The organism is Citrobacter freundii complex sp. 2024EL-00216, assembly GCF_043945515.1.
GTDB lineage: Bacteria > Pseudomonadota > Gammaproteobacteria > Enterobacterales > Enterobacteriaceae > Citrobacter > Citrobacter portucalensis.
Genome location: NZ_JBIMRA010000006.1, coordinates 19561 through 40106, shown reverse-complemented (window position 1 = coordinate 40106; position 20546 = coordinate 19561). Strand labels below are relative to the sequence as shown.

17 protein-coding genes are annotated in these 20546 nt (G+C 53.2%); 5 read left to right on the top strand and 12 right to left on the bottom strand.

Going from position 1 to position 20546, the window contains the following annotated elements:
• Nucleotides 1-99 precede the first annotated feature (99 nt).
• Nucleotides 100-366 carry a peroxide/acid stress response protein YhcN gene (gene yhcN, locus ACHHZ7_RS09440; protein WP_003828812.1) on the top strand — a complete coding sequence of 89 codons (267 nt, stop codon included), beginning with the start codon at nt 100-102 and terminating at the stop codon, nt 364-366.
• A 57-nt stretch (nt 367-423) separates the two neighbouring features.
• Here yhcN and ACHHZ7_RS09435 read toward each other — a convergent pair whose 3' ends face one another.
• From ACHHZ7_RS09435 to aaeX, 4 genes are all read right to left on the bottom strand, one after another.
• Entirely contained in the window at nt 424-702 is a 279-nt protein-coding gene (locus ACHHZ7_RS09435; protein WP_003025168.1) for a hypothetical protein, read from the bottom strand.
• A 119-nt stretch (nt 703-821) separates the two neighbouring features.
• The gene (gene aaeB, locus ACHHZ7_RS09430; RefSeq protein ID WP_060683123.1) at nt 822-2789 is read right to left on the bottom strand and encodes a p-hydroxybenzoic acid efflux pump subunit AaeB; all 1968 of its coding nucleotides are present in this window, start codon (nt 2787-2789) and stop codon (nt 822-824) included.
• Nucleotides 2790-2794: 5 nt separating this feature from the next.
• On the bottom strand, nt 2795-3727 hold the full coding sequence (aaeA, locus tag ACHHZ7_RS09425; RefSeq protein WP_003828814.1) for a p-hydroxybenzoic acid efflux pump subunit AaeA: 933 nt from the start codon (nt 3725-3727) through the stop codon (nt 2795-2797).
• 7 nt (nt 3728-3734) lie between these two features.
• On the bottom strand, nt 3735-3938 hold the full coding sequence (gene aaeX / locus ACHHZ7_RS09420; protein ID WP_003828816.1) for a p-hydroxybenzoic acid efflux pump operon protein AaeX: 204 nt from the start codon (nt 3936-3938) through the stop codon (nt 3735-3737).
• A gap of 184 nt (nt 3939-4122) precedes the next feature.
• Between aaeX and aaeR the strand changes: the two genes are divergently transcribed.
• Nucleotides 4123-5052 (top strand): HTH-type transcriptional activator AaeR, encoded by a 930-nt coding sequence (aaeR, locus tag ACHHZ7_RS09415; RefSeq protein ID WP_008785957.1) that lies wholly within the window; start codon nt 4123-4125, stop codon nt 5050-5052.
• Nucleotides 5053-5138: 86 nt separating this feature from the next.
• Here the strand turns inward: aaeR and tldD are convergent, their stop codons facing one another.
• The 8 genes from tldD to csrD form a co-directional block, all read right to left on the bottom strand.
• Nucleotides 5139-6584 (bottom strand): metalloprotease TldD, encoded by a 1446-nt coding sequence (gene tldD / locus ACHHZ7_RS09410; RefSeq protein WP_003025183.1) that lies wholly within the window; start codon nt 6582-6584, stop codon nt 5139-5141.
• 147 nt (nt 6585-6731) lie between these two features.
• Complete coding sequence (gene yhdP, locus ACHHZ7_RS09405) at nt 6732-10532, bottom strand: AsmA2 domain-containing protein YhdP (RefSeq protein ID WP_060683122.1); 3801 nt, start codon at nt 10530-10532, stop codon at nt 6732-6734.
• A 111-nt stretch (nt 10533-10643) separates the two neighbouring features.
• Nucleotides 10644-12113: a ribonuclease G gene (gene rng, locus ACHHZ7_RS09400; protein WP_003025190.1), complete on the bottom strand. Its 1470-nt coding sequence runs from the start codon at nt 12111-12113 to the stop codon at nt 10644-10646.
• Nucleotides 12103-12696, bottom strand: coding sequence for a nucleoside triphosphate pyrophosphatase (locus ACHHZ7_RS09395; RefSeq protein WP_057067977.1), 594 nt, complete (start codon nt 12694-12696; stop codon nt 12103-12105). The genes rng and ACHHZ7_RS09395 overlap by 11 nt, the downstream gene beginning before the upstream one ends.
• 7 nt (nt 12697-12703) lie before the next feature.
• Nucleotides 12704-13192, bottom strand: a complete 489-nt coding sequence (mreD, locus tag ACHHZ7_RS09390; RefSeq protein ID WP_003025196.1) for a rod shape-determining protein MreD — start codon at nt 13190-13192, stop codon at nt 12704-12706.
• The gene (gene mreC / locus ACHHZ7_RS09385; RefSeq protein WP_008785960.1) at nt 13193-14215 is read right to left on the bottom strand and encodes a rod shape-determining protein MreC; all 1023 of its coding nucleotides are present in this window, start codon (nt 14213-14215) and stop codon (nt 13193-13195) included. It lies immediately after the preceding gene.
• Between the two features lie 66 nt (nt 14216-14281).
• Nucleotides 14282-15325 carry a rod shape-determining protein MreB gene (gene mreB, locus ACHHZ7_RS09380; protein ID WP_000913396.1) on the bottom strand — a complete coding sequence of 348 codons (1044 nt, stop codon included), beginning with the start codon at nt 15323-15325 and terminating at the stop codon, nt 14282-14284.
• 306 nt (nt 15326-15631) lie between these two features.
• On the bottom strand, nt 15632-17572 hold the full coding sequence (gene csrD / locus ACHHZ7_RS09375; protein ID WP_060683121.1) for an RNase E specificity factor CsrD: 1941 nt from the start codon (nt 17570-17572) through the stop codon (nt 15632-15634).
• A 225-nt stretch (nt 17573-17797) separates the two neighbouring features.
• On the opposite strand from csrD, the gene ACHHZ7_RS09370 reads away from it, so the two are divergent.
• The 3 genes from ACHHZ7_RS09370 (at nt 17798) to msrQ (ending at nt 20496) form a co-directional block, all read left to right on the top strand.
• Nucleotides 17798-18772, top strand: a complete 975-nt coding sequence (locus ACHHZ7_RS09370) for an MDR family oxidoreductase (RefSeq protein WP_060683120.1) — start codon at nt 17798-17800, stop codon at nt 18770-18772.
• Between the two features lie 119 nt (nt 18773-18891).
• Complete coding sequence (gene msrP, locus ACHHZ7_RS09365; protein WP_060683119.1) at nt 18892-19896, top strand: protein-methionine-sulfoxide reductase catalytic subunit MsrP; 1005 nt, start codon at nt 18892-18894, stop codon at nt 19894-19896.
• Nucleotides 19897-20496, top strand: coding sequence for a protein-methionine-sulfoxide reductase heme-binding subunit MsrQ (msrQ, locus tag ACHHZ7_RS09360; RefSeq protein ID WP_060683118.1), 600 nt, complete (start codon nt 19897-19899; stop codon nt 20494-20496).
• The last annotated feature ends 50 nt before the right edge of the window (nt 20497-20546 follow it).

The window sequence follows — 20546 nt, the reverse complement described above, 5'->3', positions numbered from 1 at the left end:
GCGTGGTATTAATTTATTGGGTGATTAGTGTATACTTGATTTTGTGATGAGGGTCACGAAACACAGACCCCAATAAAAGAATTCGACGAGGTAAATATCATGAAAATCAAAACTACTATTGCAACCTTAAGCCTTCTTTCTGTTCTCTCCTTCGGTGCAAGCGCCGCAGTTACTCAGGTGAACTCACAAGAAGCACAGAATCTGCAATCCATCGGTAGCGTCTCCGTCTCTCAGATCGGTAGTTCACCAATGGACATGCGTCAGGCCATCGCCGCTAAAGCTGAAAAAGCAGGCGCCAGCAGCTATCGCGTCACCGAACTCCGTGAAGGTGCTCACTGGCACGCTACTGCAGAACTCTACAAATAAACCCTCGTCGTCTAAGTCCGACGACTTGCCCCCGCCTGCCGGGGGCTTTTTTATGTCTTACATTGAGTGACGAACATTAAAACGCAACTGCCCTTCCAGCTCTTCTTCCGCTTCATCGAACAGTAAAATCAACGCGCCGTATCGCCTGCGCAGCTTGTCCGGTAAATGGACAAATTCAATCTCCAGCGGCAGCGGTAAGACTTCCCCGATCACCACCTCCCACAGAGAATCCAAATCAACCACCTTTTCCCGGGCCAGACCGAATGTGCGCGTGAACTCGCGGTAGAAATCGCCCTGATCTTCTATCTCGTCAAAATCAAATGTATAGATGTTCATCTATAGCCACCATCCCGACGCCAGCTACTCTACAGACCGCCAATATCCAGGGGTCTCTCGCATTTTCAGCTAAGTATAGCCATAAAAAAACCGACGCTTTTAGCGTCGGTTTACAACTCTTAATTACTGACCAGCGCATGCTGGTATTTGTGCAGCATCCCACTGAGTCGTTTTACCGGCTCGGTCACCTGCGGCGGTGCTTGCCAGATAATTAATTTCTCCTGGTAGACCTCGAGCTCCTCCAGTAACTGGCTAAAGTAGCGTCGGCGCTTGTCGTCATTTCCTGCTGAAATTACGTGATCGGCAGTACGCCGAAGCTGACGATGGAATGCGGATAGATCCTCGTTTACCGGTACCGGTGCATCACGCAGGCGCTGGTGCGCGATGATCATCGTCAGCGCCAGGCGAAACTTCGCCAGATCACCGGGAAACTTGTTCATCAGCAAAAACAGCTGCTGATAAAGTGCCGGAAGATGGTTTTCTTTACGACGGACAACATTGGTGGTCATCGCTGAAACCGCCGCCGAAACAAACTGGTTGAGCAATACGCGGCCTGTTCTGTCACGAGAGTTATCACGCACCAGCAGAATGACGATAAACGCCAACACGCAGCCAACAATCTGCCCCAGCGCACTATCAAGGAACTGGCTAAAGTGGAAGGTCATCGGGTTATCCAGCACAATGATATTAATGGTGCTGGCCAGCGCCCCCATCGATCCCAGGCGTCGTTTCTGTACCTCAATCCCCAGAAAGAATCCCAGCACCGCCAGGCTCAGGCACAGTAACAGCATACTTTGTTGCGTATTAGGGATAATCACCAGGAAATAGAGCGCTCCGAGCGGTAACGCTGCCAACGTCCCATAGATAAAGTCTATCGCCACCATGCGAGGATTTGGCAAACGCATTGCCAGCGAGGTGACGACCGCAATCATCACCATTGCACCGCTGCCGGAGGTCCATCCGGTCCATAGCCAGAATAAGGTACCCAGCACACAAGAAAGCGTGGTACGCCAGAAGTTAACCATCGCATGATGACGCTCGGCAGACTCCACTTTCACCACCGGTTCACCTTGCAGGATCTCTTCTTCCGTAGCGCTAATCTTGGTATTACTCACCACACCACGTTTGAGCAGCAGGTAGCGCGTCGCGGCCCCCGCCCAGCAGTATATGGTGACCGGCGTTTCGCGCTCGCCGGTCCAGGCAATCACCCGACGCATCCGCTTCAGCTGTTTGTGGACATCCTGCGCCGTTTCAACCGACGTATCGAACAACTCGCGGAAAGTATCAGTGATCAGTTCCGGTCGGGTATTCTGAATAAGATAGGTTTCGCAGGACTGCGTGATAAGCGTGAGCGACAGCGTGTTCAATGCCTTAAGCCTGCGGTTAGCACGCCCCCAGCGTGAAGACTCCATATTCAGGTTACTGCGCATACCTTCCAGCGCTGCCGTACGACGGACTAAATCGCCCCAGGCTTTATCCACAACCTCGCTGTCGCCGTGCTTAATGCACAACTGCATCAGTTGATATTGCGCCACCAGCAGGCTGTCCAGCTCAACATCAATCTCTTGTTTTATCGAACGGGGAGAGAAAAGCAGATCGGCCACAATGGCGCAGACAATCCCCATTACAATTTCACTGCAACGTTCGAGCGCAAATTGTGGCGTCAGCAACGGTTCAGCCTGAATGGTAATGACGATGATCAGCGCCGTATAGCCCGAAAGCCCCCAGGCATAGGAGTTCTCGATCTTCACCAGTGACGAGATCCAGGTACAAAATCCGGCCCAGATACAGCACACCAGGATCATCAATAACGGAGCGCGGATCATACTGATGATAATGATCAGTCCGGCAATACAACCGATAAATGTCCCGACAATACGCAGCATGCCGCGATAGCGAATAGCCCCTGAATAGGGTTCCCCACCGGCAGCAAAGGCCGGGCCTGCCGCCACAATGGCTGCAGTCAGCACCGCCCAACGCGGAGTCTCAAGTTGGAAGTGAAAACCAACGAACAGCGCCAGTACAATCGCGCACGCCAGTTTTACCGCAAAGCGGATATGCTGATTGGCAATGGAGAAAATACCCATCGCGATTAACCAAACTCGCGCAGGCGGTGCGCCATTTTACGGAAGAAGGACTCCTGGCTGGCATCACGGTCCTGTTTACCGGTAATGACAACGGTAGCCGTTGTCCCGGCAGGCCACAGAGTTCCCTGCTGTTCATCAAGGCGGATTCGCACCGGTACACGCTGCGCCAGGCGCACCCATTCCAGATTTGAATCAATGGTCGCCATACCTTTTGCATCCTGCGTACTGCTGGCATTTGTTACCCCCGCCGCCACGCTATCAACGGTGCCTTTTAAGACATTATTACTGCCAAGCGGGGTGATCTCAGCTCGATATCCAGGGCGAACACCTTCCAGTTTGGTTTCCTCCATATAGGCCAGCACATAGAAAGAATGCTGCTTGACCAGCGCCACCGCTGTGGAACCACGCGTAATAAATTCGCCGCTATAGACGTTCAGGTTAGTGACCCAACCGTCTGCTGGTGCGCGAATGACGGTACGTTCCAGATCTAATTTTGCCAGGTCGCGGGTCGCTTGTGCTTTCGCAAGCTGGTGTAATACGGTTTGCAGGACGTTGTTTGACTGGTCAATCTCTTCACGAGACATGGCCTGCACGCCCAGGCGGTTACGACGACCAGCCTCCTGGCGTTTTTCCTGGGCCAGAACCTGATAATAAGAAACATCAGCTTCGGCCTGCTCAAGGGCTTTTTTGTAGCGTGGCTGATCGATGGTGAACAGAATCTGATCCTTTTTCACCAGTTGGTTATCATGGACGTTAACGTTGGAAATAAGACCCGCAACATCCGGCGCAATAGCGACAACTTCCGCGCTGAAACGCGCATCACGTGTCCATGGCGACTCGGTGTAATACACCCATGCGCGAAAAATAGCGATGAAGGCCAGAATGACCAGTACGAGAGTCGTGGCCGTACGGGAGAGTTTTTTTGTTAGTGTTTTCACTTCAACCTCAAACGAACAGGCGCGTTATTAAATAGAACAGGCAGCAATACAGCGCGGTGTTAAACAGAGCCGGATGCCAGACAAAATCATAGATGCCGGTTGGAACCAGCATCCGGCGCACCAGCCAGAAAATCGCCAGTGACAAAAGTAATTCGAAAAAAATCGGTGGGAAGGACAAACCAAACACCACGATAACGGGAAACAGACTCATGTTGACCTTGGTAACTTAAGAGAGTGCAGGTGATAGATTTTCTAGCGTATGTCACCGCAGAGAAGGGCAAGGATGAGCCAGGCGAGAGCGACATAGCTGTTATTTGAATAATAATATATTAACGTAACTGTTATGCTGTTATCTATATTATGTGATCTAAATCACTTTTAAGCCAGAGTGAACAATGGAACGATTAAAACGTATGTCGGTGTTCGCCAAAGTCGTCGAACTGGGCTCCTTCACCGCCGCCGCAAGACAGCTACAAATGAGCGTTTCATCGATAAGCCAGACGGTCTCCAAACTGGAAGATGAGCTACAGGTTAAGCTGCTAAACCGCAGTACACGCAGCATTGGGCTGACCGAAGCCGGTAAAATTTACTACCAGGGCTGCCGGAGAATGCTGCACGAAGCGCAGGATGTTCACGAGCAGCTTTATGCCTTTAACAACACGCCCATCGGCACGCTGCGCATTGGTTGTTCTTCAACCATGGCACAAAATGTCCTCGCCGGATTGACCGCGACAATGCTGAAGGAATACCCCGGTCTGACGGTAAATCTGGTAACAGGCATCCCGGCCCCGGATTTAATTGCCGATGGTCTGGACGTGGTTATCCGCGTCGGTGCGTTGCAGGACTCCAGTCTGTTCTCGCGTCGCCTGGGTGCCATGCCGATGGTAGTCTGCGCGGCTAAAAGCTATCTCGCACAGTTTGGTGCCCCGGAGAAACCCGCCGATCTCAGCAACCACTCGTGGCTGGAATACAGCGTGCGCCCGGATAATGAATTCGAGCTTATCGCTCCGGAAGGAATTTCCACCCGCCTGATCCCAGAGGGTCGTTTTGTGACTAACGATCCGATGACATTGGTGCGCTGGCTGGCTGCGGGTGCGGGCATTGCCTATGTGCCGCTGATGTGGGTGATCAATGAGATCAATCGTGGCGAAGTGGAGATCCTCCTTCCCCGCTACCAGTCGGATCCGCGTCCGGTCTATGCGCTATATACCGAAAAAGACAAACTGCCGCTCAAGGTCCAGGTGGTGATTAACTATCTGACGGAGTATTTTGTCGATGTAGCGCAGCTTTTTCAGGGGATGTACGGCCGGGGAAAAGAGAAATAAAAAGAGTATTGGCCGGATAAGGCGTTGACGCCGCGTCCGGAAAGATGCCCGATAGCGCTGGTGCTTATCGGGCATACATCATGATGTTATGCAGTACCACCCACCGTCAGGTTATCCACCTTCAGCGTCGGCTGGCCCACGCCCACCGGCAGGCTCTGCCCTTCTTTACCGCACACACCAACCCCGTTATCCAGCTTCAGGTCGTTACCTACCATTGAAATCTGCTGCATCGCTTCGATACCAGACCCAATCAGCGTCGCGCCTTTCACCGGTTTGGTTACTTTACCGTTTTCAATCAGATACGCTTCAGACGTCGAGAACACGAATTTCCCGGAGGTGATATCCACCTGGCCGCCGCCGAAGTTAGGCGCATAAATGCCGTATTCAACGGATTCGATGATTTCCTGCGGCGTGGATTTCCCCGGCAGCATGTAGGTGTTGGTCATGCGTGGCATCGGCAGGTGCGCGTAAGATTCACGGCGACCGTTACCCGTTGGCGCGACGCCCATCAGGCGCGCGTTCAGTTTGTCCTGCATGTAGCCTTTCAGAATACCGTTTTCGATCAGCACGTTGTACTGACCCGGTGTGCCTTCATCATCAATAGCCACAGAGCCACGACGGTCCGCCATTGTGCCATCATCCACAACGGTACACAGTTCCGACGCCACCAGCTCACCCATGTGACCGCTGAATACCGAGGTACCACGGCGGTTAAAGTCACCTTCCAGACCATGACCGACCGCTTCATGCAGCAGAACGCCAGGCCAGCCAGCGCCGAGTACTACCGGCAGCGTACCAGCAGGCGCTGCTACCGCGGACAAATTAACTAACGCCATGCGTACGGCTTCTTTCGCCCACGCGTCAGCACGGACTTCACCATCAAGGTCGCCAAGGAAATAGTCATAGCCAAAACGACCGCCACCACCGCTGGCACCGCGCTCGCGCTTACCGTCCTCTTCGACCTGGACGCTTACGGACAGGCGTACCAGCGGGCGAACGTCAGCGGCCAACGTACCGTCGGTCGCTGCTACCAGGATCAGTTCATAAACACCGGTCAGGCTGGCGGTTACTTCCTGGACGCGTTTGTCGGCGGCACGGGCCACGCTATCAACGCGACGCAGAATATCCAGTTTCTCTTCGCGACTCATGCTCTGTAACGGATCAACCGAAGTGTAAAGCGCCTGATGCTCAACCGCTCCCAGCGTTTTTACTTTGCCGTCACCGCTGTCACGCACGATAGTACGGGCAGCATGAGCACTTTGCTCCAGCGCCAGCAGGCTGATCTGGTCTGCATAGGCAAACCCTGTTTTTTCGCCGCTGATGGCGCGCACGCCAACACCCTGATCGATATTGTAAGAGCCGTCTTTAATGATGCGGTCTTCTAAAACCCAGGATTCGTGATAGCTCGACTGAAAATAGAGATCGCCGTAGTCAAGACGGCGTTCGGCCAGTTGGCCCAGAATGGCAAACAGATCCTGATGTTTCAGGCCATTCGCCGCTAGCAATTGTTCACTTACCAGGTTCAGACTCATCGTTTTGGTTACTCATTTAATTCTGCCGGATGGCGGCAAAAACGCCTTATCCGGCCTACGTTGTTAGGCTACTGTAGGCCGGATAAGCGCTGCTCCATCCGGCAATACTATGTACTGAGATTGGGGCAATTACTTGCCCCCGTCAAATCATTGCTGGCTTTCTTTGCGCGGCTGACGCAGAACTTCGTTAATCTGCGGTTTATCGACCGGACCGGTGATGCGATAGCGCAGAATCGAAACTTTGCTCCATAATGGCCCCAGAACCTTACTGGCAGCAAATACCGCCGCGCCGACAATCGGGTTGACAGCAAACGCAGCGGCAACCCCTACGGTGGCAGAAATTTCAGGCGCGACAATGGCTTCCATATCCAGCTCCCGACGGACCAGGTTCACTGAGCCTTTCATCGCAATGTCTGCCTCCAGACCATCCACCAGCGTGTCGTCGGTATGCATCACACCATCTTTAATCCACGCCGTGCTGCGAATCGAGTCGAAATAGAAACCTTCACTGAAGGTATCGCTAAAATCAAAACGTAGTTTACGTAGCAACGCATCAAAGCTCAGCAGTCGCAACAGTTGCCCCGCATGCCCGGTACTGAGTTCGGTAAGCTCACCTTTGCCCAACCGGGTACGCAAAATCCCATTCAGCGATGCTTCGTCCGGATCCCACGGCGGGTTACGCCAGTGCAGGTCATACTCCACGTTGAACGAAGAATTACGAATCGGGGTCGATACGCCAAAGAAACTGGCCGCAGAGTCAATTTTATTACCGCTCAGTTTACCCTTCAGTGACGTTCGCTCTTTGCCCGGCGCATTCACCCACACGCCATCGGTGGTCAGTCTGGCAAAGCCCGTATCCAACAGACCGTTGCTCAACGTTAGCGTGTCGCCTTTAATTGCTACATCGGCATCAATGCGCCCATATTTCTGTCCCCACATCCAGCACTCGGCACAGCGTAACTGAAGGTCAGGCCAGCCGCGGAAGCTGAAGTTGTCCACGGCGGAAAACGGCGAGGCTGATGTGTTGCCCGGTGACGCTTTCGCCGCGCTGGGGTTGTAATAAAGATACTTAATATTGGCCAGCCATGGCGCATTATTGCGCATCGCCAGCGTGGCATTAATTTCACGACCCTGCGCCTGCACGATGGAGCCATTGCTCGCAGGCTCAGACACAATACTCAAATTATTCCACTGCTGACCGCCCAGGGATAATGATGGCGTACGCACGGTGATGCGTTGTGGGAAGTTGGCATTAGTGCCAACGTTATCCGCTGCGCCTTTTTGGAACAACGCCAGCCATTGCGCGCCATCCATAGGGGGAAGATTAAGCTCAATGCCTTGCTGATCGGGTAACGCGGGCACAGTACGGCTTTCCGACGTCCAGATAGCGCGGTCAAGCGTCAGTTTCTGATTCAGCAACCAGCGGCTGTTAAAGTGGTTCTTACTGCCAGCATTGCCGGTCAGTTCAAAGCTGCGCAGATTACCGTTGGCCTTAACATTCACCGGCAACGCTTCACCGGGCGCTTTATTCAGCGGAGCAGGTAAGTGACTACTTACATTCTTCAGGTCACCCTTTAGCTCAATGTCGTAGGTCGGCCCGGCATGATACGGAAGATCGATACCCACCTTGCCATTCCACGCCATGCTACCGCTTAAGGCATCGTTGACCTGCGCCGGTAAAATCCCCATGCGGGTTGGCTGCCAGTCGCCTTGCAAGTTCACGGCTACCTGATAGGCTTTCGCCCCTTCGGTGGTGGAGAAGTCGACGTTCAGCGGCTGATTAAACCAGTTCGCCGTCATCGGCTCGCTCTTCAGATCGCCGTTGATAAAGCTGAATTTACCATTCAAATTCTTCAGCGTGCTGTCGAGTGGTTTAATAAACAAGCTGTTATTACGCAGGTTGACGTCGCCTTTGGCGGTAACCAGCGAGCCGTCTAGCGGAATATCAAGATGTAAGCGAGCATTCACATCACCGTCAATTTGCAACTGTTCCAGCGTGGCGCCGAGAGAATCCTTCAACGGAGTCTCATCAAAATAAGGTCCAACCGCCTTGCCTGGCCCGTTGATATCGGCATCAATCAGCAGCTTTTCTTTTGCATAGTCGGGAATATTAGCCGTCAGGTTACTGGCCTTCACGCCGCCTAGATTGACGCTATCCGTCTTCATCCACAGGCCATCGTTAATGAAGTTTAGTTCGATATTAAGATCGGTTAGCGCAGGCCAGTCGGGCTGGAAAGCAAATTTCGCATTGCGTAGCGGCACCAGGACCTGAAACTGCCCTTCATTGTGCAGATACGGGAACAGATTCGGGTTACCGCCATACACCAGCGTGGCGTTATCCGCTTCGCCGCCCTGAATAGCGCCGCTGAGGTAGTCAACCAGATCCTTACCCATCAGGTTTTCCGGGAAATAGCGCCAGGCCTGGGAGCCATCGTCGGTGCTGATACCGGCCAGAATGCCCAACCATGGCTCATCATCAGCCGGTTGCAGATAGCGAAAACCACCGCGCGCATGTACCGCTTTCGCTTTAACATCAATGTTGCGCCCGTCTAACTGGAAGCCTTTATCATTCTTCAGCCAGCTTAGCGTCGCCACGCCGTTCTCTATTTCCAGCGGCGCGCGGAAGACGGTTTCATACGGCATTTTTGCTTGTTTCATGGAGGCGGTAAGCGCCCCATTTTCAACGCTGCCCGCAAGCGTACCGGAGAAATGTTCTGCCCCCGGCAGCAGCTTCCACTGTTTCCAGGCCAAATCGGTCCACGAGGACAGGAAGCGGGTTTTTTCTGTCGCCTGTAACGGGATATCCAGCGCAAGCACATCTATTTTGCCGCTGGGTTGCGTGGCCCGCCAGATATCACCCAGCGCAGGCGATAACCTGGACGCCATCGGACGCAGTCCTTCTAACCCGGCCAATTCCAGATTACTGGCGCGAATGCGTAGCTCATCACTGCGTTTGTTATTCTCGCCACCGACTTCCTGCTCAGGGATCCAGGCCAGCGTTAATGCCCCGCTCGGCCAGGGCTTATCATCCATGGTGATACGCGTATCGGGAATAGAGAATTGCCAGCCCGGCTCTTCACGGCTGATGTGCGCCGTCAGATTATCGACGGAGAGCGTGTGCGTACGATTTTCACCCAGCCAACTTGCCCCGCCTTTTTTCAGCCAGACATCGCCACCAGAAACGACGCCTTTGCTGATCGTCATCCATGCTTCCAGGCTAAAACGCGCGGTTTGTAGCGCGACATTATCCTGCATCCATTTGCCCAGCCACGGTTTGACGTCGATGTCGTCTGCCTGCAGCCAGACTCGACCGTTATTCAACAGCCCTTCGTCATCACGCAGATCCATACGCACCTGCATAATGCCGTGCTGTCCGGTCAGGCTGGAGAGACTGACCTGACCCTCGGCGCGATGCCGATTTTTACCATTCAACCAGGTAAGCTGTGGGATCGCCAGTTCAGCACGTTGACCTGAGAGGGTTATAAAGCTGATATGGCTGTCGCGTAGATCGAAATGATCAAACTGACGCAGGAAGAGATCGCTGAGATGGCCGGTTTCAATCCCATCTCCGCCTTCGCTGCGCTGGATAGGAGTATTGGTGCGCAACTGCAGTTGCCAGAAGGTGAGATCGCGAAACTGCCAGCGCATGTGCAGCAAACTTTGCCAGACATCCAGCGCCAGCGTGACGCGTTTTACCGAAAATTCTCCCCCATCTTTCAGCTGCGCATGGATATTACGCGCTTCAAGCGTAGGACCGAAATTTTGCCAGCTGGCAGAAAGCTGGCTGGCGGAAACAGGTAGACCTGTGGCGGATTCAATCTTGCCAAGAATGGCCGGACGCCAGCTATCAAGATGAGGTAACGCAAGGCGCAGTCCACTGACCAGCAGCGCTGCGATGACAACGAATGCGGCTCCAGTGAGCAGTAAAATCCCCGGCAATCGCCTCACGCGCCTCTCCTTGTCTACCAAAAAATATGACTCACACCCCTTGAGTGAATATTGCCGGATAACGGCGCTTGCGCCTTATCCGGCCTACATGCGCGGGTGCCACTACACGATTTACATCATGACGACGTCGAACTGCTCCTGGTTATACAGCGGTTCGATTTGTACTTTGACCTGTTTGCCGACAAAGATCTCAACTTCCGCCAGCGCATGTGACTCTTCACCTTTCAGGGTTTCAGCCACTGCCGGAGAGGCATAAACCAGGAAACGATCGGAGTCATATGCATGGTGTACGCGCACGATTTCGCGCATGATTTCATAGCATACGGTTTCCACCGTTTTCACCGTACCACGCCCATGGCAGGTCGGACACTCGTTGCACAGTACATGTTCCACGCTTTCACGTGTGCGTTTGCGCGTCATCTCCACCAGGCCCAGCTGTGAAAAACCGTTAATGCTGGTTTTTACGCGATCCTTGCTCAGAGCCTGCTCCAGGGAGTGCAGCACCCGGCGACGGTGATCTTCATTATTCATGTCGATAAAATCGATAATGATAATGCCGCCGAGGTTACGCAGACGCAGCTGACGAGCAATGGCCTGCGTTGCTTCAATATTAGTATTAAAGATAGTGTCGTCGAGATTACGATGCCCAACAAACGCTCCGGTGTTGATATCCACGGTGGTCATCGCTTCGGTTTGATCGATGATCAGATAACCGCCGGACTTCAGCTCAACTTTGCGTTCCAGCGCGCGCTGGATTTCATTCTCAACGTCAAAGAGATCAAAAATAGGCTGTCGCCCGCTGTAATGTTCCAGCTTGCTGGTCATCTCGGGGATATATTCCGCCGTAAATTCCAGTAACGCCTCATAGGTCAGACGGGAGTCGACGCGGATGCGGTCAAGCTGCGCATCGGCAAAGTCACGCAACACGCGCTGTGCCAGTGCCAACTCACCGTACATCTGGTAGCGCGTTTGCGGGCGCTTTTTACGCTCCATGACTTTCGTCCAGACGCGCTTCAGGTAGGCAGCATCCGAGGCCAGATCCTCTTCGCATACGCCTTCCGCCGCCGTACGAATGATGAAGCCGCCCTGCTCATCGCAGTAATCCGCCACCACTTTTTTCAGGCGTTCGCGTTCGGTTTCGCTTTCGATACGTTGGGATACGCCAACGTGCGAAGCACCCGGCATAAAGACGAGATAACGGGAAGGTAGCGTGATGTCCGTCGTCAGGCGTGCGCCTTTAGTTCCCAACGGATCTTTTACCACCTGCACCATCAGATCCTGACCCTGGCGCACCAGTTCAGAAATGTCGCGTACGGTGAACTGTTTTTGTTCTTCACCCGCCACGCATTCGGTGTGCGGCATGATGTCAGAAGCGTGAAGAAATGCGGCTTTATCCAGTCCAATATCTACAAAAGCCGCCTGCATACCCGGAAGTACACGACTTACACGACCTTTGTAGATATTGCCTACGATTCCGCGTCGCGCCTCACGTTCAATATGAATTTCCTGCAGAATACCACCATCGATGTAAGCCACCCGAGTTTCCGATGGCGTTACGTTTACCAACAATTCAGCCGTCATGTTTATCCCTTTTCTCACGCAGTGCGTTAAAATTGGTCAGCAACTCATACGTTTCTACCAGCGGTAAGCCGACTACGGCGTGATAGCTGCCATTTATCTTCCTGACAAAACAGCCACCCAACCCTTGAATACCGTATGCACCTGCTTTATCCATTGGTTCACCGCTGGCAACATAGCCCGCGATGTCCTCATCGGTTAGTGCTCTGAACGTCACTTCCGTCACAACCAGGCAGTCCAGACTGTGCTGGCGATCGGCCAGTGCCACGGCCGTCATAACTTGATGCGTTTTGCCCGACAGTTTGCGCAGCATTGCTGCGGCATGGTCGGCGTCGTGCGGTTTTTCCAACACTTCGCCATTAAGGATAACGATGGTATCCGCACCCAATACCGGCAAATCGCGCTGTGCCAGCACTACGCCAGCCTGCGCTTTTTCGCGCGCCAGACGGGAAACGTACTGCTGCGCGCTTTCCTGCGGGTGACGCTGTTCTTCAATCCCAGGGACCAGTCGTTCAAACGTAACACCAAGCTGAGCGAGCAACTCCTGACGACGTGGAGAACCTGAAGCAAGATACAGAGTATTCATATCAACCTTATTGCACCGCAAACTGCTGACGGACTTTACGCATCAGTAAGAATAGCCATGGCCAAAGCACACCATTCACTACACTACTCCAGAACACTTCAGGTCTGAAAGAGACGTTGATCACTAAAAACTCGGCCCAGAAAACAATAATATCCACGACCAGTGATAACAACATGACCACCAGCGCCTGTTGCCAGAGCGCGAGGTTTCGGAATAGCTGGAATTTCAACGCGACCAGATAAGCAATGATACTCATCGACAATGCGCGCACGCCAAGCGTGGAGCCGCTGATGAGATCCAGTATGGCACCCACCACAAATCCCGTGCCCACATTTACGCGATGCGGCAGTGCCAGGATCCAATACAACAAGATGAGCAGCACCCAGTTTGGCCGGAAAACCAGAATGTCATCCGGCCAGGGCATGACTTGCAGCAACAGTGCAATAAGGAACGAGAGCCAAATCACCCAACGTCCCTGGCTACGATAGCTTGCCACTTACTGTCCTCCCGGCTTACGCGGAGCAGGTTGTGGCGGCGTGGTATCTGCGGGCGCTGGAGCCACGCCTGTTGCAGGTGCTGGTATTGGCGCAGGCGGTCCCATGGTATCTGGTGCAGGCAGAACTTGCGGCATCATTTGCATCAGTCGTTCATTAGCAACGCGGTGTACTTCTTCCGGCGTCATCGGGTTTGCGCCATTACGATCGGCACCCCACAACAGCAGCAGATAGCGCAGACGCTGCAGACCCGCAGTCGGGCGAGCCTGAATCACGGTATAAGCGCGCTGAGTGTCCAGCTTAACGGAAGAAACAACAGCAACCGGATAACCTTCAGGGAAACGTCCACCCAGACCCGAGGTGACCAGCACATCGCCAACGCGAATGTCGGTGTTAGCCGGCAGGTGTTCGAGCTGAAGATCGTCGGTGCAGCCGTTACCCGCAGCGATCACGCGGATATCGTTACGCAGTACCTGAATGGGCAGCGCATGCGTCGCATCGCAAATCAGTAGCACGCGGCTGGTCAATTTAGCCACCGCCACGACCTGACCTACTACGCCTTTGTCGCTAATAACCGGCTGGCCTTCGTAGACGCCGTTAACGCTCCCTTTGTCGATCACAACCTGATCGCTGTAAGGGTCATTAACCGTTGAGATGACCTGCGTCACCATCTTTTGTTCGTCCTGACGCAATGGCGATCCCAGCAGCTCACGCAAACGCGCGTTCTCCTGTTTGTATTGCCCCAGCATCAGCAGTTCGCTGTTTTTCAGCAGCAGTTCCTGACGCAACGCCCGGTTTTCAAGTTCGAGTTGGTCACGCGAAGCCAGCGTTTGCGACACGCCGTCGAGTAATTCACGAGGACCATTTGAGATAAAGTAGAAAGGACTGACGGCGGTATCCATGTACGTTCGGATTTGACTAAACGTACCCAGGCGGCTGTCGGCAATAATAACGCCGAGCGCCACCAGCACCGCCAGAATAAGGCGAATCTGTAGCGACGGGCCACGGCTAAAAATTGGCTTCATAGTCTATGCGTATTCTCGTATCAGAGCGGAAGGGCAACCCGCGGGGGCTACCCAACCTGCATCCGATTACTCTTCGCTGAACAGGTCGCCGCCGTGCATGTCGATCATTTCCAGCGCCTTGCCGCCGCCGCGCGCCACGCAGGTCAGCGGGTCTTCAGCAACAACAACTGGAATACCGGTTTCTTCCATTAACAGACGGTCAAGGTTACGCAGCAGCGCACCGCCACCGGTCAGCACCATACCGCGTTCGGAGATATCAGACGCCAGTTCCGGCGGGCACTGTTCCAGTGCAACCATTACTGCGCTCACGATACCGGTCAGTGGTTCCTGCAGAGCTTCCAGAATCTCGTTAGAGTTCAGGGTAAAGCCGCGCGGAACGCCTTCAGCCAGGTTACGACCGCGAACTTCGATTTCGCGCACTTCGTCGCCCGGATAAGCGGAACCGATCTCGTGTTTAATACGTTCTGCGGTCGCTTCACCGATCAGAGAACCGTAGTTACGACGAACATAATTAATGATGGCTTCATCGAAGCGGTCGCCGCCAATACGGACAGAAGAGGAGTAAACCACGCCGTTCAGGGAGATAACGGCAACTTCAGTGGTACCACCACCGATATCCACAACCATTGAACCGGTTGCTTCAGAAACTGGCAGACCCGCACCGATCGCGGCCGCCATCGGCTCTTCGATCAGGAAGACTTCACGAGCACCTGCGCCCTGAGCGGATTCACGGATCGCACGGCGTTCAACCTGAGTTGCTCCAACCGGTACACACACCAGTACGCGCGGGCTTGGGCGCATGAAGCTATTGCTGTGCACTTGCTTAATAAAGTGCTGGAGCATTTTTTCAGTCACGAAGAAGTCAGCGATAACGCCGTCTTTCATTGGGCGAATTGCAGCGATATTGCCCGGCGTACGACCCAGCATCTGCTTCGCATCATGACCTACTGCAGCCACGCTTTTCGGCGAACCGGCACGATCCTGACGAATGGCCACAACAGAAGGCTCATTCAATACGATGCCTTGTCCTTTTACATAAATAAGGGTATTCGCGGTACCCAGGTCAATGGACAGGTCATTGGAAAACATGCCACGAAATTTTTTCAACATACTAAGGGATAATCCTGAAAGCTGGGGCGGAAAACAAAATCCGCTTACTTTACCAACCACACGCAGCAGCGACAAGGCGCAAAAATCATCTGCTACGGTGAAAATTAGTGCAGTTCGTTTCCTTTGTTACAAAACCGGCCTGAGTCCATCAGGGCTGAATAAATCAGCAGCACTCCTCGCTTTTGTTTGCAACCTGTCAAAGGTCATTCACCTGCATGTTTGCTGTTACAACCTGGCGAGCAGGCAAGCACACCCCCAGAAGGCACAGCGCGCGTTATTCTACGTGAAAACAAATTAAACGGCAGGTTAAACCGAGTATCTTTGCGAATATTTTTTCACGTTAGTGTCAAGTGGTTGTGATGCGGCAAAAAAATCCCCTTGCCCACCCGCAACTCCGCGTTCTGTCAGCGTATGCCACTCACTACGCGAACGTACGCCCGTGGCGTAAACCTGCGTGGGTGTTTCCGAACAGGCCTCCACCAGGCTTTGAACCAGAAGCTGATTTTCCGTTCGCTTATCAATGTTCCTCACCAGACTTGGATGAAGCTTCAATAACTCAACGTTAAGCTCTTTGATCCAACTGGTGCTCACCAGCGTTAACCCCGCCTGCGTCACGGCAATACGCACGCCCAGCGCATTCATCAATCTGATGACAGGCTGTAACCGGCTGATATGTTGACAGACATCTGCCTCAGCAAGTTCAATAATTATGCGTTTGCGTAATGATTTTTCGCACTGCATCAGCGTATCACGCAGCCAGCGCTGAAAACGTGGACGAATAAGCGATTCAACCGTTGTCTGCATCGCCAGATTTTCCTGCGGCCAGTAGCCCAAAAGCAGGATCAGACGGCTTATCTGCAAACGGTCATACTCTTCAGCCAGGCCAAATTGCAGGACCATCGGCATATATTCCGCCGAAATGACCTCTTCGTTGCCATCAAAAATACGGCACATCAACTCCCGATGGTGCACCCGGCCTTCGCGCGTTACCGCAGGCTTTTGATAAATTCTTGGCCCGCCCCGGCTGAGCATCTGTTCGATCAGCGTTCGCCAGCGTACATTGCCCCGACCTTTTTCCGGCAGCGAGTCATCATAGACCGACCAGCTATTTCCTCCCTGCAATACCGAATTCCGGGTGGCGGCTTCAGCATGATCCATCACTTGCTCCGGCGACTGACCGCTGCGGCAAACGCAAATGCCAATATGAACCATATCGGCACGATCGATCATTTTATTAGCCGGAAGTGCATCTACCGCTTTTAATAATTGCCCGGCGATACTTTCCGCCTCTTTCAGCGTACGGTGCGGCAGCAGGATAGCAAAATCGCTACGGTGGTAGCGCGCCAGCAACGCGCCCGGATAGCGCGTCATAAAAGTCGACAACAAATTGATCAGCGTCGAGATTTGTTCTTCCGCGAGGGTGATTCCCCAGCTATCACGCAGCAGCGTAAAGTCCGGCAGGCGCACCATCATCACAACGCCATGCGAGCCTACTTTTTCCTGATCTTCCAGCAGCGTGGCCAGTTGGTTATCAAAGAACAAGCGGTTGCTTAGCCCGGTTTTTGTATCCTGCGCGACATAGGAACGAATCAGCGTATCCAGGCGGCTGCGTTGCTCGCGGGCATTTTGAATTTCAGTCAGCAGCATATCGAGCGCACTGCTGGTACGCGCAGGCCATTCATAGACCGTTCCCCGCACGTTCGGTCCACGTTCGCCGTTCAGAATACGCGTAGAACGGATCTCCAGCAGCTCCTGACCCGAAAGCTGACGCTGAAGCCAGCGCACAGACAAAAAGAGCATCAGAATAATGAAAGCAATGGCTATCGTGAGCGGTGCGGTGGTCAGTAGCGAATGGAAATAGTTACCCATCGGATCCTGATAAACCAGACGCAATGACATACCCGGATGCTTGACCAACGGTACGGTAATCTCGCGGTAGAGATTGTTTGTCCCTGCCGGTCGGTAGCTGCTGGTCCGTGAGTGGTCATACACCACATTTCCGCCCTGCAACAGTTCGATGCGCACGATATCAACAGAAACCATCAGTTCATCGATTTGCGGGGTTAACGCAACGACATCTCTGGAGACCAGATGCGTATCAATCGCCGTCGCGACCGCATGAACGCGCGTGGTGAACTTATATTGAATAGCGTTGTAGAAACTCAGCGAACAGCCGATCAGAGTCACGAAGATCGTTAACCCAGTAAGCAGCGTGACAAAAGCTGAAAATTTCGTCGTTAATCGCATCCTTGTGTTAACTCCGACAGTTATGAAACAGGCCTGAAAGTGATAAATCGACTCTAAAATGCAAAACTGACCGCAAAATCCGCCAATTTATACAAACTGTGAGGGCATACTACCAAATCAGGTATATCTGGCAATTTATTGCGCAGAATCGGCATCATGTTTTGATTAGCGAGTATAGTCTTCATTATTAATTTTCCAATCCACTATACGAATTGAGGACAGGTTATGCAGGCTTTGATCTTAGAACAGCAGGACGGAAAAACCCTCGCATCCGTTCAACCCCTCGACGAAAATCAGCTACCGGAAGGCGATGTAACGGTGGATGTCCACTGGTCAAGCCTGAACTATAAAGACGCCCTGGCTATCACCGGCAAGGGAAAAATCATTCGTAATTTTCCGATGATTCCTGGTATCGATTTCGCTGGTACCGTGCGTGCAAGCGAAGATCCCCGTTTTCATGCGGGTCAGGAGGTTTTACTGACCGGTTGGGGCGTAGGTGAAAATCATTGGGGTGGACTGGCAGAACGCGCACGCGTGAAAGGCGACTGGCTGGTTGCGCTGCCAAAAGGGCTGGATGGACGTAAAGCCATGGTCATCGGTACCGCTGGCTTTACCGCCATGCTTTGCGTCATGGCGCTTGAAGATGCAGGAATTCGTCCGCAAGACGGTGAGATCGTCGTCACTGGTGCCAGCGGAGGCGTGGGCAGCACAGCCGTTGCGTTACTGCATAAGCTGGGTTATCAGGTTGCGGCGGTTTCGGGTCGTGAAAGCACCCACGACTACCTGAAAAGCCTAGGCGCTAATCGTGTTCTTGGCCGCGATGAATTTGCTGAATCTCGCCCGCTGGAAAAACAGCTGTGGGCTGGCGCGGTGGATACCGTTGGCGACAAAGTTCTGGCGAAAGTCCTCGCGCAGATGAACTACGGCGGCTGCGTTGCCGCCTGCGGTCTGGCGGGCGGTTTCGCTCTGCCAACCACGGTGATGCCATTCATTCTGCGTAACGTTCGTTTGCAAGGAGTGGACTCGGTGATGACCCCGCCGACACGCCGTGCAGAAGCCTGGGCGCGTCTGGTTAAGGATCTGCCGGAATCTTTCTATGCTCAGGCGGCAACGGAAATTACGCTGGCGGATGCGCCGAAGTTCGCCGATGCCATCATCAATAACCAGGTGCAAGGCCGTACGCTGGTGAAGGTGAAGTAACAGACCCTGGCGCAGAAATTTACACTTAATTAACGAAATTTCGCGGCACATCTACAGACTCCCTGCCATATTAACTACGCGTCCCCTGTCAGTTATGACGCGTAAGCCGGGAGTCTGTTATGAAGAAATTACGTCCATTTACAGAAGCCGACGTCACTGACGAGTCGGCTTTTTTTATGCAGCGTCGCCATGTGCTGAAAGCATTAGGGATCAGCGCAGCCGCGTTGTCTTTACCCCACTCTGCGCAGGCTGACCTTCTGAGTTGGTTTAAGGGTAATGACCGCCCGCCCGCGCCCGCGGGAAAGCCGCTTGATTTCAGCAAGCCCGCCGCCTGGCAAAATTCGCTTCCTTTAACCCCAGCGGATAAAGTTTCTGGCTACAACAACTTCTATGAATTCGGTCTCGAGAAAGCGGATCCGGCAGCCAACGCGGGTAGCCTGAAAACCGATCCGTGGACATTAAAAATCAGTGGTGAGGTCGCCAAACCACTCACTCTCGATCACGATACCTTGACCACCCGTTTCCCGCTGGAGCAACGGATTTACCGCATGCGCTGCGTGGAAGCCTGGTCAATGGTCGTGCCGTGGATTGGCTTTCCGTTACATAAACTGTTGGCGCAGGTAGAACCCACCAGCAATGCGAAGTATGTCGCGTTCGAAACGCTGTACGCTCCGGAAGAAATGCCAGGACAAAAAGATCGCTTTATTGGCGGCGGGCTGAAGTATCCCTATGTAGAAGGGTTGCGCCTGGATGAAGCGATGCACCCACTCACACTGCTTACCGTGGGGGTTTATGGTAAGGCCCTTCCGCCACAAAATGGCGCGCCCATTCGCTTAATTGTGCCGTGGAAATATGGATTTAAAGGCATTAAGTCGATCGTGAGTATCAAACTCACACGCGAACGCCCTCCGACAACCTGGAATCTGGCCGCGCCCAATGAATACGGGTTTTATGCCAACGTGAATCCGCATGTCGATCATCCCCGCTGGTCCCAGGCCACAGAGCGTTTTATTAGCGCTGGCGGTATTCTGGACGTACAGCGTCAGCCCACGCTGATGTTTAACGGCTATGCCGAAGAGGTTGCGTCACTGTATCGCGGACTCAATTTGCAGGAGAATTTTTAAGTGCGACTGACCGCAAAGCACATTACCGGGCTGAAAGTTTGCCTGCATCTTGCCGGTTTTTTGCCGTTTATCTGGCTATTTTGGGCGATATATCACGGCGGTCTGAGCGCCGATCCGGTCAAAGATATCCAGCACTTTACCGGTAGGACAGCTCTGAAATTCTTGCTGGCAACCTTGCTGGTCTCTCCACTCGCGCGCTACGCTAAACAGCCATTATTGATACGCACACGTCGTCTGTTAGGGCTATGGTGTTTCGCCTGGGCAACACTGCATTTAACCAGCTACGCGTTACTGGAACTGGGCATTAATAATCTGTCGTTGTTAGGGCGGGAATTAATTACGCGGCCTTATTTAACCTTGGGCATTGTCAGTTGGGTCATATTATTCGCCCTCACCTTAACGTCCACGCAGGCTGCACAGCGAAAGCTGGGTAAAAACTGGCAGTATTTGCATAACTTCGTCTATCTTGTGGCGATCCTGGCACCCATACATTATCTGTGGTCGGTAAAAATTATCTCCCCTCAACCGATTATTTATGCAGCGCTCGCTGCGGTGCTGTTAGCGTGCCGTTACAAGAAGTTTCGCCAGTGGTGGCGGTAGTTTCACGATATGTGCAGTGCGTTGCAAAACACGGACGATCCGATTTTCTT